Annotated in this window: 14 protein-coding genes; 8 read left to right on the forward strand and 6 right to left on the reverse strand. The window is 73.4% G+C overall.

Annotated features, from left to right (window positions below):
• The first annotated feature begins 121 nt into the window (after positions 1-121).
• Genes ACFYMO_RS00510 through ACFYMO_RS00525 form a run of 4 tightly spaced genes read left to right on the forward strand, consistent with a single transcriptional unit; the run spans position 122 to position 4,790 of the window.
• On the forward strand, positions 122-964 hold the full coding sequence (locus tag ACFYMO_RS00510) for a nitrilase-related carbon-nitrogen hydrolase (RefSeq protein ID WP_366771477.1): 843 nt from the start codon (positions 122-124) through the stop codon (positions 962-964).
• Positions 961-2,322: an aspartate aminotransferase family protein gene (locus tag ACFYMO_RS00515; RefSeq protein ID WP_388543264.1), complete on the forward strand. Its 1,362-nt coding sequence runs from the start codon at positions 961-963 to the stop codon at positions 2,320-2,322. Before ACFYMO_RS00510 ends, ACFYMO_RS00515 begins: the two co-directional genes overlap by 4 nt.
• The gene (gene hydA / locus ACFYMO_RS00520; protein ID WP_366771476.1) at positions 2,319-3,719 is read left to right on the forward strand and encodes a dihydropyrimidinase; all 1,401 of its coding nucleotides are present in this window, start codon (positions 2,319-2,321) and stop codon (positions 3,717-3,719) included. The genes ACFYMO_RS00515 and hydA overlap by 4 nt, the downstream gene beginning before the upstream one ends.
• A gap of 60 nt (positions 3,720-3,779) precedes the next feature.
• Positions 3,780-4,790: a TIGR03842 family LLM class F420-dependent oxidoreductase gene (locus ACFYMO_RS00525; RefSeq protein ID WP_366771475.1), complete on the forward strand. Its 1,011-nt coding sequence runs from the start codon at positions 3,780-3,782 to the stop codon at positions 4,788-4,790.
• On the opposite strand, the gene ACFYMO_RS00530 is transcribed toward ACFYMO_RS00525, so the two are convergent.
• Both ACFYMO_RS00530 and ACFYMO_RS00535 read right to left on the reverse strand, forming a co-directional pair.
• Complete coding sequence (locus ACFYMO_RS00530) at positions 4,757-5,125, reverse strand: GNAT family N-acetyltransferase (RefSeq protein ID WP_388543266.1); 369 nt, start codon at positions 5,123-5,125, stop codon at positions 4,757-4,759. The genes ACFYMO_RS00525 and ACFYMO_RS00530 overlap by 34 nt on opposite strands.
• A 92-nt stretch (positions 5,126-5,217) precedes the next feature.
• The gene (locus ACFYMO_RS00535; protein ID WP_366771472.1) at positions 5,218-5,820 is read right to left on the reverse strand and encodes a thioredoxin domain-containing protein; all 603 of its coding nucleotides are present in this window, start codon (positions 5,818-5,820) and stop codon (positions 5,218-5,220) included.
• A gap of 249 nt (positions 5,821-6,069) precedes the next feature.
• Here ACFYMO_RS00535 and ACFYMO_RS00540 point away from each other — a divergent pair, with 249 nt between their 5' ends.
• Positions 6,070-6,924: an NAD(P)H-binding protein gene (locus tag ACFYMO_RS00540; protein WP_388543268.1), complete on the forward strand. Its 855-nt coding sequence runs from the start codon at positions 6,070-6,072 to the stop codon at positions 6,922-6,924.
• Positions 6,921-7,337, forward strand: a complete 417-nt coding sequence (locus ACFYMO_RS00545) for a DUF3237 domain-containing protein (RefSeq protein WP_388543270.1) — start codon at positions 6,921-6,923, stop codon at positions 7,335-7,337. Before ACFYMO_RS00540 ends, ACFYMO_RS00545 begins: the two co-directional genes overlap by 4 nt.
• A 50-nt stretch (positions 7,338-7,387) precedes the next feature.
• On the opposite strand, the gene ACFYMO_RS00550 is transcribed toward ACFYMO_RS00545, so the two are convergent.
• The 3 genes from ACFYMO_RS00550 to ACFYMO_RS00560 all read right to left on the reverse strand — a co-directional run bounded on the left by ACFYMO_RS00550 (position 7,388) and on the right by ACFYMO_RS00560 (position 9,989).
• Complete coding sequence (locus tag ACFYMO_RS00550; RefSeq protein ID WP_388543272.1) at positions 7,388-8,443, reverse strand: biotin/lipoate A/B protein ligase family protein; 1,056 nt, start codon at positions 8,441-8,443, stop codon at positions 7,388-7,390.
• A gap of 51 nt (positions 8,444-8,494) precedes the next feature.
• Positions 8,495-8,962, reverse strand: coding sequence for a hypothetical protein (locus tag ACFYMO_RS00555; protein WP_019359274.1), 468 nt, complete (start codon positions 8,960-8,962; stop codon positions 8,495-8,497).
• Between the two features lie 268 nt (positions 8,963-9,230).
• On the reverse strand, positions 9,231-9,989 hold the full coding sequence (locus ACFYMO_RS00560) for an SDR family NAD(P)-dependent oxidoreductase (RefSeq protein WP_388543274.1): 759 nt from the start codon (positions 9,987-9,989) through the stop codon (positions 9,231-9,233).
• Positions 9,990-10,229: 240 nt separating this feature from the next.
• On the opposite strand from ACFYMO_RS00560, the gene ACFYMO_RS00565 reads away from it, so the two are divergent.
• Positions 10,230-10,922, forward strand: a complete 693-nt coding sequence (locus ACFYMO_RS00565) for a phenylalanine--tRNA ligase beta subunit-related protein (RefSeq protein WP_366771466.1) — start codon at positions 10,230-10,232, stop codon at positions 10,920-10,922.
• Positions 10,923-10,965: 43 nt separating this feature from the next.
• Here ACFYMO_RS00565 and ACFYMO_RS00570 read toward each other — a convergent pair whose 3' ends face one another.
• Positions 10,966-11,748 (reverse strand): Sir2 family NAD-dependent protein deacetylase, encoded by a 783-nt coding sequence (locus tag ACFYMO_RS00570; protein WP_366771465.1) that lies wholly within the window; start codon positions 11,746-11,748, stop codon positions 10,966-10,968.
• Positions 11,749-11,800: 52 nt separating this feature from the next.
• Between ACFYMO_RS00570 and ACFYMO_RS00575 the strand changes: the two genes are divergently transcribed.
• Entirely contained in the window at positions 11,801-12,640 is an 840-nt protein-coding gene (locus ACFYMO_RS00575) for an inositol monophosphatase family protein (protein WP_366771464.1), read from the forward strand.
• Position 12,641 lies beyond the last annotated feature (1 nt).

Below are 12,641 nucleotides of genomic sequence, written 5' to 3' on the forward strand. Positions count from 1 at the left end.
CGCCGCCCCGTACGGGTTCTTGCCAGGCGGGCAGAGGGGACTTACGGTCTCAACCTCACGTATATCTACGCGTGTCGAACAGGCTGCCGCCCCGAGAGAACACCTCGTGAAGGAGCTGCTCATGCCCGACCTCGTACGTGCCGCACTCGTGCAGGCGACCTGGACAGGCGACACCGAGTCGATGATCGCCAAGCACGAGGAGCACGCCCGGGAGGCCGCCCGCCGGGGCGCGCGGATCATCGGCTTCCAGGAGGTCTTCAACGCGCCCTACTTCTGCCAGGTCCAGGACCCCGAGCACTACCGCTGGGCCGAGCCGGTCCCGGACGGGCCCACCACCCGGCGGATGTGCCGGCTGGCGCGGGAGACCGGCATGGTGATCGTCTCGCCCGTCTTCGAGACCGACGGCTCCGGCTTCTACTACAACACCGCCGCCGTCATCGACGCCGACGGCACCGTGCTGGGCACCTACCGCAAGCACCACATCCCGCAGGTCCAGGGGTTCTGGGAGAAGTACTACTTCCGCCCCGGCAACCTCGGTTGGCCGGTGTTCGACACCGCGGTCGGCAAGGTCGGCGTCTACATCTGCTACGACCGGCACTTCCCCGAGGGCTGGCGCGCACTCGGCCTGGCCGGCGCGCAGCTCGTCTACAACCCCTCGGCCACCTCGCGCGGACTGTCGGCCTACCTGTGGCAGCTCGAACAGCCGGCAGCCGCCGTGGCCAACGAGTACTTCATCGCCGCCATCAACCGCGTGGGCACCGAGGAACTGGGCGACAACGACTTCTACGGCACGAGCTACTTCGTCGACCCACGCGGCCGGTTCGTCGGCGACGTCGCCTCCGACAAGGAGGAGGAGCTGCTGGTCCGCGACCTGGACCTGGGCCTGATCGAGGAGGTGCGCCGGCAGTGGGCTTTCTACCGCGACCGGCGCCCCGACGCCTACCAGGGACTGGTGCAGCCGTGAGCCGCGGGGAACCGGCCCCGGCCGCCGCGGGATCCGGCGTCCACCGCGCACTGCTCGCCCGCCACCGGGCCGTGCTGCCCGACTGGCTGGCCCTCTACTACGCCGAGCCGCTGGAGCTCACCCACGGCGAGGGCCGCCATGTGTGGGACGCCGAGGGCCGCCGCTACCTCGACTTCTTCGGCGGCATCCTCACCACGATGACCGCACACGCGCTGCCCGAGGTCACCAGGGCCGTCGCCGAGCAGGCCGGGCGCATCCTGCACACCTCCACCCTCTACCTCGACCGCCCGATGGTGGAACTCGCGGAGCGGATCGCCGCGCTCTCCGGTATCCCCGACGCGCGGGTCTTCTTCACCACGTCGGGCACCGAGGCCAACGACACCGCGCTGCTGCTGGCCACGGCGTACCGGCGGTCCAACCAGGTGCTGGCGATGCGCAACAGCTACCACGGCCGCTCCTTCTCCGCCGTCGGTATCACCGGCAACCGCTCCTGGTCGCCGACCTCGCTCTCGCCCCTGCAGACCCTCTACGTCCACGGAGGGGTCCGCACCCGGGGGCCGTTCGCGCACCTGGACGACGACGCGTTCACCGCCGCCTGCGTCGCAGACCTGGCCGACATGCTGGGCCAGGCCCGCCCGGACGTCGCCGCGCTGATCGCCGAACCCGTGCAGGGCGTCGGCGGATTCACCTCGGCGCCCGACGGGCTCTACGCGGCCTTCCGCGAAGTCCTGCGGCAGCACGGCATCCTGTGGATCAGCGACGAGGTGCAGACCGGCTGGGGCAGGACGGGCGACCACTTCTGGGGCTGGCAGGCGCACGCCGCCGCCGGCCCGCCGGACCTGCTCACCTTCGCCAAGGGCATCGGGAACGGCATGTCCGTCGGCGGCGTCGTCGCCCGCGCCGAGATCATGAACTGCCTGGACGCCAACTCGCTGTCCACCTTCGGCGGCAGTCCCGTGACGATGGCCGCTGCCAACGCCAACCTCGCCCACCTCCTCGATCACGACCTCCAGGGCAACGCGCGGCGCGTCGGCGGCCTGCTGCTGGAGCGGCTGCGTGCCGCCGCGGCCGGACTCGGAGTCGTCCGCGAGGTGCGCGGGCGCGGTCTGATGATCGGGATCGAACTCGTCGAACCCGGCACCGACACGCCCTCGCCCGAGGCCGCCTCGCTCGTACTGGAAGCCGCCCGGGAGGGAGGGCTCCTGCTCGGCAAGGGCGGCGGCCACTCCACCGGCGGCGTGCTGCGCATCGCGCCGCCGCTCACGCTGACCGTCGCCGAGGCCGAGGAGGGCGCGACCGTACTGGAGCGCGCCCTGCGTACCGCCGAGTCCGCACTGGCAGGAGGGCAGACCGCATGAGCTCGACCCTGATCAAGGGCGGCCTCGTCGTCACCGACGCCGAGGAGACGCAGGCCGACCTCCTCGTCCAGGACGGCCGGATCGCCGCCCTCGCCGCCCGCAACAGCGCCGCCGCCGCGGCGTTCACCGCCGACCGGACCCTGGACGCCACCGGCAAGTACGTCCTCCCGGGCGGTGTGGACGCCCACACCCACATGGACTTCCCCTTCGGCGGGACCTTCTCCAGCGACGACTTCGAGACCGGCACCCGGGCCGCCGCCTGGGGCGGCACCACGACCATCGTCGACTTCGCCGTGCAGACCAAGGGGCAGGCGCTCCGCGAGGGGCTGGACCGCTGGCACGCCAAGGCCGACGGCCGGTGCGCCGTCGACTACGGCTTCCACATGATCCTCTCCGACGTCGACGACGGCACGCTCCGGGAGATGGACACCCTGGTCGAGGAGGGCGTGACCTCCTTCAAGATGTTCATGGCCTACCCCGGTGTCTTCTACAGCGACGACGGCCAGATCCTCCGCGCCATGCAGCGCACCGCGGACAACGGCGGCCTGACGATGATGCACGCCGAGAACGGCATCGCGATCGACGTCCTGGTCGAGCAGGCCCTCGCCGCGGGCCGCACCGACCCGCGCCACCACGGCGAGGTCCGCAAGGCGCTGCTGGAGGCAGAGGCCACCCACCGGGCCATCCAGTTGGCCCGGGTCGCCGGGGCGCCGCTCTACGTCGTCCACGTGTCCGCCGCGGAAGCCGTCGAGCAACTGGCCATCGCCCGCGGCAAGGACCTCCCCGTCTTCGGCGAGACCTGTCCGCAGTACCTCTACCTGAGCACCGACAACCTCGCCGAGCCCGACTTCGGCGGCGCCAAGTACGTGTGCAGCACCCCGCTGCGGCCGCGCGAGCACCAGGCGGCGCTGTGGCGGGGCCTGCGGACGAACGACCTCCAGGTCGTCTCCACCGACCACTGCCCCTTCTGCTTCACCGGCCAGAAAGAACTGGGCCGCGGCGACTTCTCCAGGATCCCCAACGGGATGCCCGGGGTCGAACACCGGATGGACCTGCTCCACCAGGCGGTCGTCGACGGGCACCTCACCCGGCGCCGCTGGATCGACCTCGCCTGCGCCACCCCGGCCCGGATGTTCGGACTGCACCCCAGGAAGGGGACACTGGCCCCCGGTGCGGACGCCGACGTCGTCATCTACGACCCGCACGCAGAGCAGACCCTCTCCGCCGCGACGCATCACATGAACGTCGACTACTCCGCCTACGAGGGCAAACGGCTCACCGGCCGCGTCGAGACGGTTCTCTCCCGCGGCGAGCCCGTGCTGGAGGGGGGCAGGTACACCGGCAGGGCGGGCCACGGCCGCTACGTCCCGCGCGGGACCTGCCAGCTCCTCGGCTGACGGCGCCGCACCGCCCATCCGCCGCTGCGGCGGCACCACGTCGAACTGAGGGGAAACCGCATGGATTTCGGACTCGTGCTCCAGACCGATCCCCCCGGCGCCGCGACCGTCGGGCTGATGCGGCGCGCCGAGCGCAACGGATTCCGCTACGGCTGGACCTTCGACTCGCCGGTGCTGTGGCAGGAGCCGTACGTCATCCACAGCAGGATCCTGGCGGAGACGGACCGGCTCACCGTCGGGCCGATGGTCACCAATCCGGGCACCCGCTCCTGGGAGGTCACCGCCTCCACCTTCGCCACCCTCAACGAGATGTACGGCAACCGCACCGTGTGCGGCATCGGGCGGGGCGACTCGGCGATGCGGGTCGCCGGGCGCCCGCCCACCACGCTGGCCCGGCTGGGGGAGGCCATGCGGACCATCCGCGAGCTGGCCGAAGGCCGCGAGACCGTGGTGGACGGCACTGCGCTGCGGCTGCCGTGGGTGGTGGGCGGCCGGCTCCCGGTGTGGATGGCCGCCTACGGGCCCAAGGCGCTGGCCCTGGCCGGACGGGAGGCGGACGGGTTCATCCTCCAGCTCGCCGACCCGCTGCTGACCGCCTGGATGGTGCGCGCGGTACGGGAGGCGGCGGCGGGCGCCGGCCGCGATCCGGCGGAGGTCACCGTCTGCGTGGCCGCGCCCGCCTACGTGTGCGAGGACATCCCGGAAGCACTCGCGCACGCCCGCGAGCAGTGCCGATGGTTCGGCGGCATGGTCGGCAACCACGTCGCCGACCTCGTCGCCCGCTACGGCGAGCACTCCGGCGCCGTACCGGAGGCGCTCACCTCCTACATCAAGGAGCGGCACGGCTACGACTACGCGCACCACGGGCGGGCCGGCAACCCCGACACCGCGTTCGTGCCCGACCAGATCGTCGACCGGTTCTGCCTGCTGGGGCCGGTCTCCGCGCACCTGGCGCGGCTGCGGGAGCTCGCGGCGCTGGGGGTGGACCAGTTCGCCCTCTACGCCATGCACGACGCGAAGGAGGCGACCGTCGACGCCTACGGCGCCTCGGTCGTCCCGGAGCTGTCCTGAGGCGACGGACCGTTCCCCGGGGACCGGGCGCCGTCCTGCTGCTTGTCGTAGACCAGCGGCTGGTAGTCGGGATGCCTGCGGATCCAGTTCGCCACGAACGGGCAGACCGGCGCCACCTTCTCGCCCGCCTCCTGCGCGGACTCCAGGATGTGGTGTGCGAGGGCACCGCCCACCCCCCGGCCCTCGTAGGCGGGCTCGACCTCGGTGTGCGTCACCGCGAGCACGCCCGGGGCGCGCAGGTACTGCGCGACGCCCGCGAGGGCGCCGTCGATCCGGGCCTCGAAGCGGCCCTCGGCGGTGTTGTCGGAGATCTCGAACTGCTCGTCCACGGCCATCCCTCCTCGTTCTTGCCGGTGCTTCCGGCGGTTTCGGCAGTTCCGGCTCCGGCGCGGCAGCTTCCTGCCCCGGCCGTCCCGGCCGCGGGCCGTCAGCCGGCGGTGTGGTGGATCTGTGCCAGGAACCGTTCCGGCCCCACGGCCTGCCCCCGGTCGTCGAGCACGGCGACGGGCTCCCCGCGGAAGAGCACGGTCGGGGTGGCCGCGACGCCGCTCTCGTCGAAGACGCGGCTGACCCGCCTGGCCCACACGCGGTACGCGCCCTCCAGCACCGCGTCGTCGAACGTGTGGCGGCGCAGCCCGGGGACGTCGTTGGCCAGGCCGAGCAGCGTCCGGTCCTCGGCGAATCCGTCGTGGCTCTCGTGCGGCTGGTTGCGGAAGAGAGTCCGCAGATAGCCCAGGAACTGGGCCTGGCCCACGTCGGCCGCGGCCCCCGCGGCCGCCAGCGCGTGGTGCGAGCCCCGTCCGCCGAGCTGGTCGTCGAGGAATGTGCCGAAGTGGTGGTGCAGCACCACTTCGCCGTCGTCGGCGAGCTGCTGCAGCGTGCCGCCCAGCGTGTTCTCCGTGCGGGCGCAGTACGGGCAGCGCAGATCCAGGTAGAGGTCCAGCACCGGCGGCCCCGGCTCGGGAGTCTCGGGGCCGGTCCCGTAGATCACCGTCGTGCCGCCTGCGCCGATCGTGTTCGCCGGGATCATACGGCCAGCCTCGCCCGGCCGGCCGCTCCCGGCAACGGAGGAGCGCCCATCGGAGTGGGCCCGGTCCGTCCCTGTCCGTCCGGGTGCCGCCGGCCTCGCCTTGACTTGAACGACACTTCAACTTGCAGGCTGGAGTCTTTCCGGCGCCCCGGTACCCGGCGGGACCGCGGCGCACCCGGGACGTCCGTCCGCACCCGGGACGTTCGTCCGCGGCCGGGGCGTCCGTCCGCAGTCATGAAGGAGAAGCGCGTGTTCGTGGTCATCGGAGCGACAGGCAAGGTCGGCGGACAGGTGGCGGCGCAGCTCGCGGCCCGAGGGGCCGTGGTGCGTGCCCTCGTCCGCGACCCGGCGGCCGCCCGCCTCCCGGACGGCGTGGAGGCCGTGCGCGGCGATCTGGCCGACCCCGCGAGCCTGACCCGTGCCCTCGCGGGAGCGGAGGTGGCCGGGGTCTTCCTGGTGTGGCCCCTGGCCGGTCTGCGCGGTGCGGCTGAGGTGGTCGGCGCCCTGGCCGCGCACACCCGCCGGATCGTCTACCTCTCCGCCCGCGGTGTTCCGGAGGACGACACGGCCGGGCCCGCCGAGGACATCCTCGGCACCCATGCCGCGCTGGAGCGTCTCGTGCGCGCCTCCGGGGCGGAGTGGACGCTGCTGCGGCCCGGCGGTTTCGCGGGCAACACCCTGATGTGGGCCCCGCAGATCCGCGCCGGGGCACCCGTGCGCACCGCCTCGCCGCAGGCGGCCCGCACGCTGGTGCACGAGGCCGACATCGCCGCCGCTGCGGTCCGCGCGCTGCTGACCGGGGACCTGGTCGGGGCGGCGCCCGAGCTGACGGGGCCCGAACTGCTCACCCAGGCCGAACAGATCGCCCTCATCGGCGAGGTGCTCGGCCGCTCCGTACCGGTCGAGAAGATCACGCGTGAGGAAGCCCGTGCCGATCTCGTCGCGGCGGGGCTGCCGGAGTCCTACGCGGACGGCATCCTCGACGCGCATGAGGTGATGGAGACCCGGCCCGAGACGGTCGCCCCCGGTACCGCCGCGCTGTTGGGCCGCCCGCCCCGCGACTTCCGCCGCTGGGTCGCGGACCACGCCGCCGACTTCCGGTGACGGCGGGCGCGCCGCGCCGACGTCGCAAAGTCCCCCGAGCCCGCCGAGGGTGCCCCGTCCGCGCACGGCTTCCGCACCGCACACCTCTTCGACCGCGTCGTCGCGGCGACCGGGCGCTGTTCGGCCCGGACGGGACGATGACCCTGGACGTCCGGCCGGCCCTGCGCACCGACGACGGGGCGCTGCTGCACATGTCCTACGGGGGCCGCCTGGTCACGCCGCCCGCGGTACGCGACGCGCTGGGCGATCCCGCCGCACGGCACCGTGTCGACCCGGCCGGCCACTACTTCCGGACCAACCCGCTGTTCGAGACCGGAGCCGAGCGCTACGCCTGGCTCAACGGCACCGTCGGCATCGGCTCGGGGCGCTTCGTCGAGGGAGGGGTCGCCTACCGGGTCTCCCAGGTGCTGTAGCCGGCCCGTTCGCGGCCGGGCCACCCTGAGTGCGGGCGCCGCGGCGTTCCTCAGGGCACTCTGGCGGTCCACCCCTCGCTGCTGTACTTCGTGAGGGCGAGTTCCTCGGCACGGGCCGCCTCCTGCGGGGTCACCCGGCCCTCGGCGAGCCCGTGCCGGGCCCGGAACGAGTCGACCATGCGCGCGATGACGTCGCCGCGGGGCAGGCCGGTCTGCCGCCGCAGCGGGTCGACCCGCTTCTTCGCGCTCCTGGTGCCTTTGTCGGACATCTTCTCCTTGCCGATCCGCAGCACGTCGAGCATCTTCTCGGCGTCGATGTCGTAGGACATGGTCACGTGGTGCAGGACGGCACCGCCGCCGGCGGTGATCCGCTTCTGGGCGGCCCCGGCGATCTTGCCCTCCTTGGAGGCGATGTCGTTCAGCGGCTGGTACCAGGCCCTGACCCCCATGTCGGCCAGAGCGGTGAGCACCCAGTCGTCCAGATAGGCGTAGGAGTCCGCGAAGGACATGCCGGAGACCAGCGAGGCGGGCACCGAGAGCGAGTAGGTGATGGTGTTCTCGGCCTCCACGAACATCGCGCCGCCTCCCGAGATGCGCCGCACGACGGTGACCCCGTGCCGTGCCGCGCCCTCGGGGTCCACCTCGTTGCGCAGCGACTGGAAGCTGCCGATGATCACCGCCGGGGAATCCCACTCCCACACCCGGAGTGTGGGAGAGCGGCGTCTGGCGGCGACCTCCGCGGTCAGGACCTCGTCGAGGGCCATGTGCAGCGCCGGGGACTGCGGTGGTTCGTGGATGAGCTGCCAGCGGTGGTCGCTCCAGTCGGTGGCCCGGGTCAGCGCGCGGCGCACGCAGACGGCCACTCCCTCCGCGGTGAGGCCGTACATCGCGGTGCCCGGCGGCAGCGCCGCCTCGATCCGGGCGGTGAGGCCCGCCGTGTCGGTGTCCGAGGGGGCGCCTTCCAGCGCCCGGTCGATGGCGTCCAGCGCCTCGTCCGGTTCCAGGAAGAAGTCGCCCGCCACCCGGACATCGCGCAGCACGCCGTCCCGGTCGTCCAGGTCGACCACCACCAGCTTGCCGCCGGGGATCTTGTATTCGCCGTGCATGGAGCCGACCGCCCGTCCCAAACCGTCCGCAAACCGTCCCTGCCCGGCCGCTCAGCCTACGTCGGTGACCAGCCGCCGCGCGTGGCGGGTGTGACTGACCAGCAGGAACGTGGACATCACGAGCGTGATGCCCTGGGCCACCGCGGCGAGTCTCCTGTCGTCGAACCAGACCGGGTCGTACATGTTCGGGAACGGACCCAGCTTCCCCACGTCGATGTAGAGGTAGACGAGCAGCAGCGCCAGCCCGCCGGCGGAGACCAGCCAGGCGAACGCGTCGGAGGGGATCCGCCACCAGGCCAGGACCAGCAGCGCGGCGAGCGACGCCAGCCCGGCCTCGACCCGGAAGAGGTCGCCCTGACTGATGGTGGCGCCCACCGCGTCGTACTGGTCGGCGAGGGCGGCGTGCAGGTAGGCGTTCACCACCAGTCCGCCCGCCGACAGCACCCGGGCGCCGCCCTGCACGATGCGGTAGGCGCCTCCGTGTGGTGCCGGTGGAGGCGTGGGTGTCTGCGCGGTCATGGCCGCTCCTCTCCTGCCGTCCGCATGTGCGGGGCGCCCACTCGCGTCAGTACCCGCCGTTCCCGCCGCCGTCCGAGCAGCCGCCGAGCGCCGCGGCACACAGCACGGCAGTTCCGGCGTACACGGCTGTCCTGTTGGTCTTCCGCATGAAGGTCCTCCGGTCGCCCCGCGGTCCCGCGGCCCGCCGCAGGCCGCGCAACCAGCGCACCATGCGCCCGGGGGAGCGGCCACTCGGCGGGGGCCGTCCGCGCGGACGGCCCCCGCCGGGTCAGACCGCGAAGCCGCCGTCCACCGCGAGCAGCGCACCGGTGACGTACCGGGCGCCGTCGCCGACGAGGTGCGCCACCGAGTCGGCGACCTCCTGCGGCGTCCCGTACCGGCCCAGCAGGGTGGCGGCGGCCTGCGCCGCGCCGCTCTCCCCGTCCGCGGGGTTCAGGTCGGTGTCGACCGGACCCGGCGACACCTGGTTGACGGTGATGCCGCGTGGCGCCAGTTCGCGGGCCAGGGCCTTGGTGAGCCCGGTGACGGCCGCCTTGCTCATGGTGTAGAGCGCCATCCCGGGGAAGTGCGCGTGTGCCGACACGCAGCTGCCCATGTTGACGATCCGGCCGCCGTCGGCCATCCGGGAGGCCGCCGCCTGTGCCACGAGGTAGGCGCCCCGGACGTTGACCGCCAGCACCCGGTCCACCTCCGCCACGGGCACCGAAGCGAGTTCGCCCTGGCTGCCGGTCCCCGCGTTGTTCACGAGGATGTCCAGCCGCCCGAACGTCTCGGCCGCCCTGTCCGCGGCCGCCCGTACCGAGTCCGCGTCGTCCAGCGAGGTGCGCACGGTCCAGGCCCGGCCGCCGAGTTCCTCGATCCGCGCGGCCACGTCGCGGGCCCGTTCCGCGTTCGCCTCGTAGGTCAGTGCCACATCCGCGCCGTCCGCCGCCAGACGCAGGGCCACGGCCGCTCCGATGCCGCGGCTGCCGCCGGTGACGAGGGCAGCCCTGCCGCCGAGGGGCTTGTCCGGTGCGCTGCTGTGCATGGATGCATTCCGTCCGTCGTGTGGTGCTCCGGTTGACATGATTCGATCCTGGAGTCGTGCTCTCCGCGGTGCTGGCGCTCTTCGGACGGCACCCTTCAGGTCGCGTATGATGCACTGCGTAGTACGGTGAAATGAACCACTCGCCTCGGCCGCGCCTCACGCCGGGACGCGGACCGCGTGCCGGGGACGGCGAGGCCGGTGAGGCCGGTGAGGCCGGTGACGACGAGGAGCGACCCAGAGATGAGCACGACCGAGGACTGGCTGGCGGCCGCCCGGATCGATCCGTCGGTCGGCGCCCTGCGCCCCGACTACCGCGCCCTGCTGATCGTCGCGGAGGGGCTGGTCCCCGGGCCGGGTGACGCCGTCAGCGAAGAACTCCTCGCCAAGGCCGAGGCGACGGCCTGCGATCCCGAGCAGCACCCGCACACCGCGGCGTGGCGGGAGGCGTTCCGGGCCTTCGGCGCCAAGCCCAAGCGCACCCGGCCCAGCGTCGACGCGCTGCTGCGGCGCGCCCCCGAGGGCCTGCCCCGCATCGACCGGCTCACGGACATCTACAACGCGGTCTCCGTGGCGCACGTCGTCCCGCTCGGCGGCGAGGACCTGGACCGCTACACGGGGCCCCTCCGGCTCACCCGCGCCGACGGCACCGAGCCCTTCGAACTGATGTCGGGCGGCGAGCCGGTGACGGAGCACCCGCGGGCCGGGGAAGTGATCTGGCGCGACGACGAGGGCGTCACCTGCCGGCGCTGGAACTGGCGGCAGTGCGTCCGCACCCGGCTGACGACCGGGACCACCCGCGCCGTCTTCCTCCTCGACGCCCTCGGCCCGATGGACGACACCGCGCTGCGCGAGGCGGGCCGCGCCCTGACCGACGCGCTGTGCGCCGCCGCCCCGGGAGCGGTGACCGCCTCCAGGCTGCTGCGCGCGGCCTGAGCCCCCGACCGCGCCCCGGTCTCCGGGGCGCGGCGGCCCCGCCTCAGCGGTGCAGCGCGGCGAGCAGCCGGGGCAGAGCGGTGCCGATCGGCTCCCGCACCACCTCGTCCGCGAGCGGGTCGTAGGGCGTGGACTCGGCGTTCACGATGACGAGCCGGGCCCCGTACTCGGCCGCCAGCCCGGCCAGGGACGCGGCGGGCTGCACCTGGAGACTGGTGCCGACGGCGAGGAAGACGTCGCAGGCCCGGGCCACCGCCACCGCCTCGGCCAGCACCTCCCCGTCGAGCTGCTGCCCGAACATCACCGTGGCCGACTTGAGCACGCCCCCGCACGTCTCGCACGGCGGGTCCGGCTCGCCCGCCGCGACCCGCTCCAGCGCCCGCGCCATGGCCGAGCGCGCTCCGCACTCCGTGCACAGCACGGTACGGGCGTTCCCGTGCAGCTCCAGCACCTTGCGGTCCGGAACGCCCGCGGCCTGGTGCAGCCCGTCGACGTTCTGGGTGATGACCCGTACCGGGGTGCCGGAGCGCTCCAGCCGGGCCACCGCCTCGTGCGCCGCGTTGGGCTCGGCCTCCCACACCGGGCTCTCGCCGCGCATCCGCCACGATCGGCGCCGGATGTCGGGCTCCCCCATGTAGGAGTCGTAGGTGACCAGCTTCTCGGCCTCCGGATCGGTGCGCCACACCCCCTGCGGCCCGCGGTAGTCGGGGATGCCCGAGTCGGTGGAGATCCCGGCACCGCTGAGGATCGCCACCAGCCGCGTGCCGCCCCCGGGCGTGCCGCCCGCGGGCTCCCTGGTCCGTGGCGTGCTGTCACGTTCGCCCATGCGGCCAGCCTAGTTCGCCTCCGCACCGGCGGACGCGTGCTTCCATGGTGGTGTGATCGACGACGAGCTGACGACAGCGGTGGAACAGGCAGTCCGCGAGGCCGTGGACGCGCAGGTCATGCCGCGCTGGCGGAAACTCGCCGAGCACGAGATCACCACCAAGACCGGCAGCCACGACCTGGTCACCGTCGCCGACCGGGAGGCGGAGCGGCAACTGGGCGACGCACTGCGCCGGTTGCTGCCCGGCTCCGTGGTGGTCGGCGAGGAGGGCGTGCACGCCGACCCGGCCTCCTACACGGCGCTCTCCGGCCCGGACCCGGTGTGGATCATCGACCCCGTCGACGGCACGCGCCAGTTCGTCGCGGGCGGCGAGGGCTTCTGCACCATGGTCGCGCTCGCCCACCACGGCGAGACGCTGGCCGGATGGATCCGGGCGCCGGTCCTCGGCCTGGCCGCCACGGTGCGGCGCGGCGGCGGGGTGCTGCTCAACGGGGAGCCGCTGTACGCCGGTTCCCCCGAAGCGGGTGCACCCCTGCGCGTCGCCGTCTCGCATCCGGACTACACGGACGAGTGGCAGGAGCGCTCGCTGCGCGGGCTGCACACCGCGGGACTGCAGGTGCGGTCCACCGGCTCGGCGGGGCTGGAGTACCTCGCCATCGCCCGCGGGCGGCTGGACGCCGTCGCCTACACCTGGGAGGCCGCCTGGGACCACGCCGCGGGGCTGCTGGCGGTGGCCGAGGCGGGCGGCGCCGGCAGCACCGTCGAGGGCGTGCCCTTCCGCCTGGCGGGGGGCAACGCGCTGCCGTTCACCGCCGCGCGTGACGCGGACACGACCCGGCGTATGGTGGGGCTGCTGCGGGACAAGAGCGAGGACCGGAGCCGACCCCGCTGAC

It is taken from the genome of Streptomyces sp. NPDC007025, from assembly GCF_042869455.1.
Classification (GTDB): Bacteria; Actinomycetota; Actinomycetes; order Streptomycetales; family Streptomycetaceae; genus Streptomyces.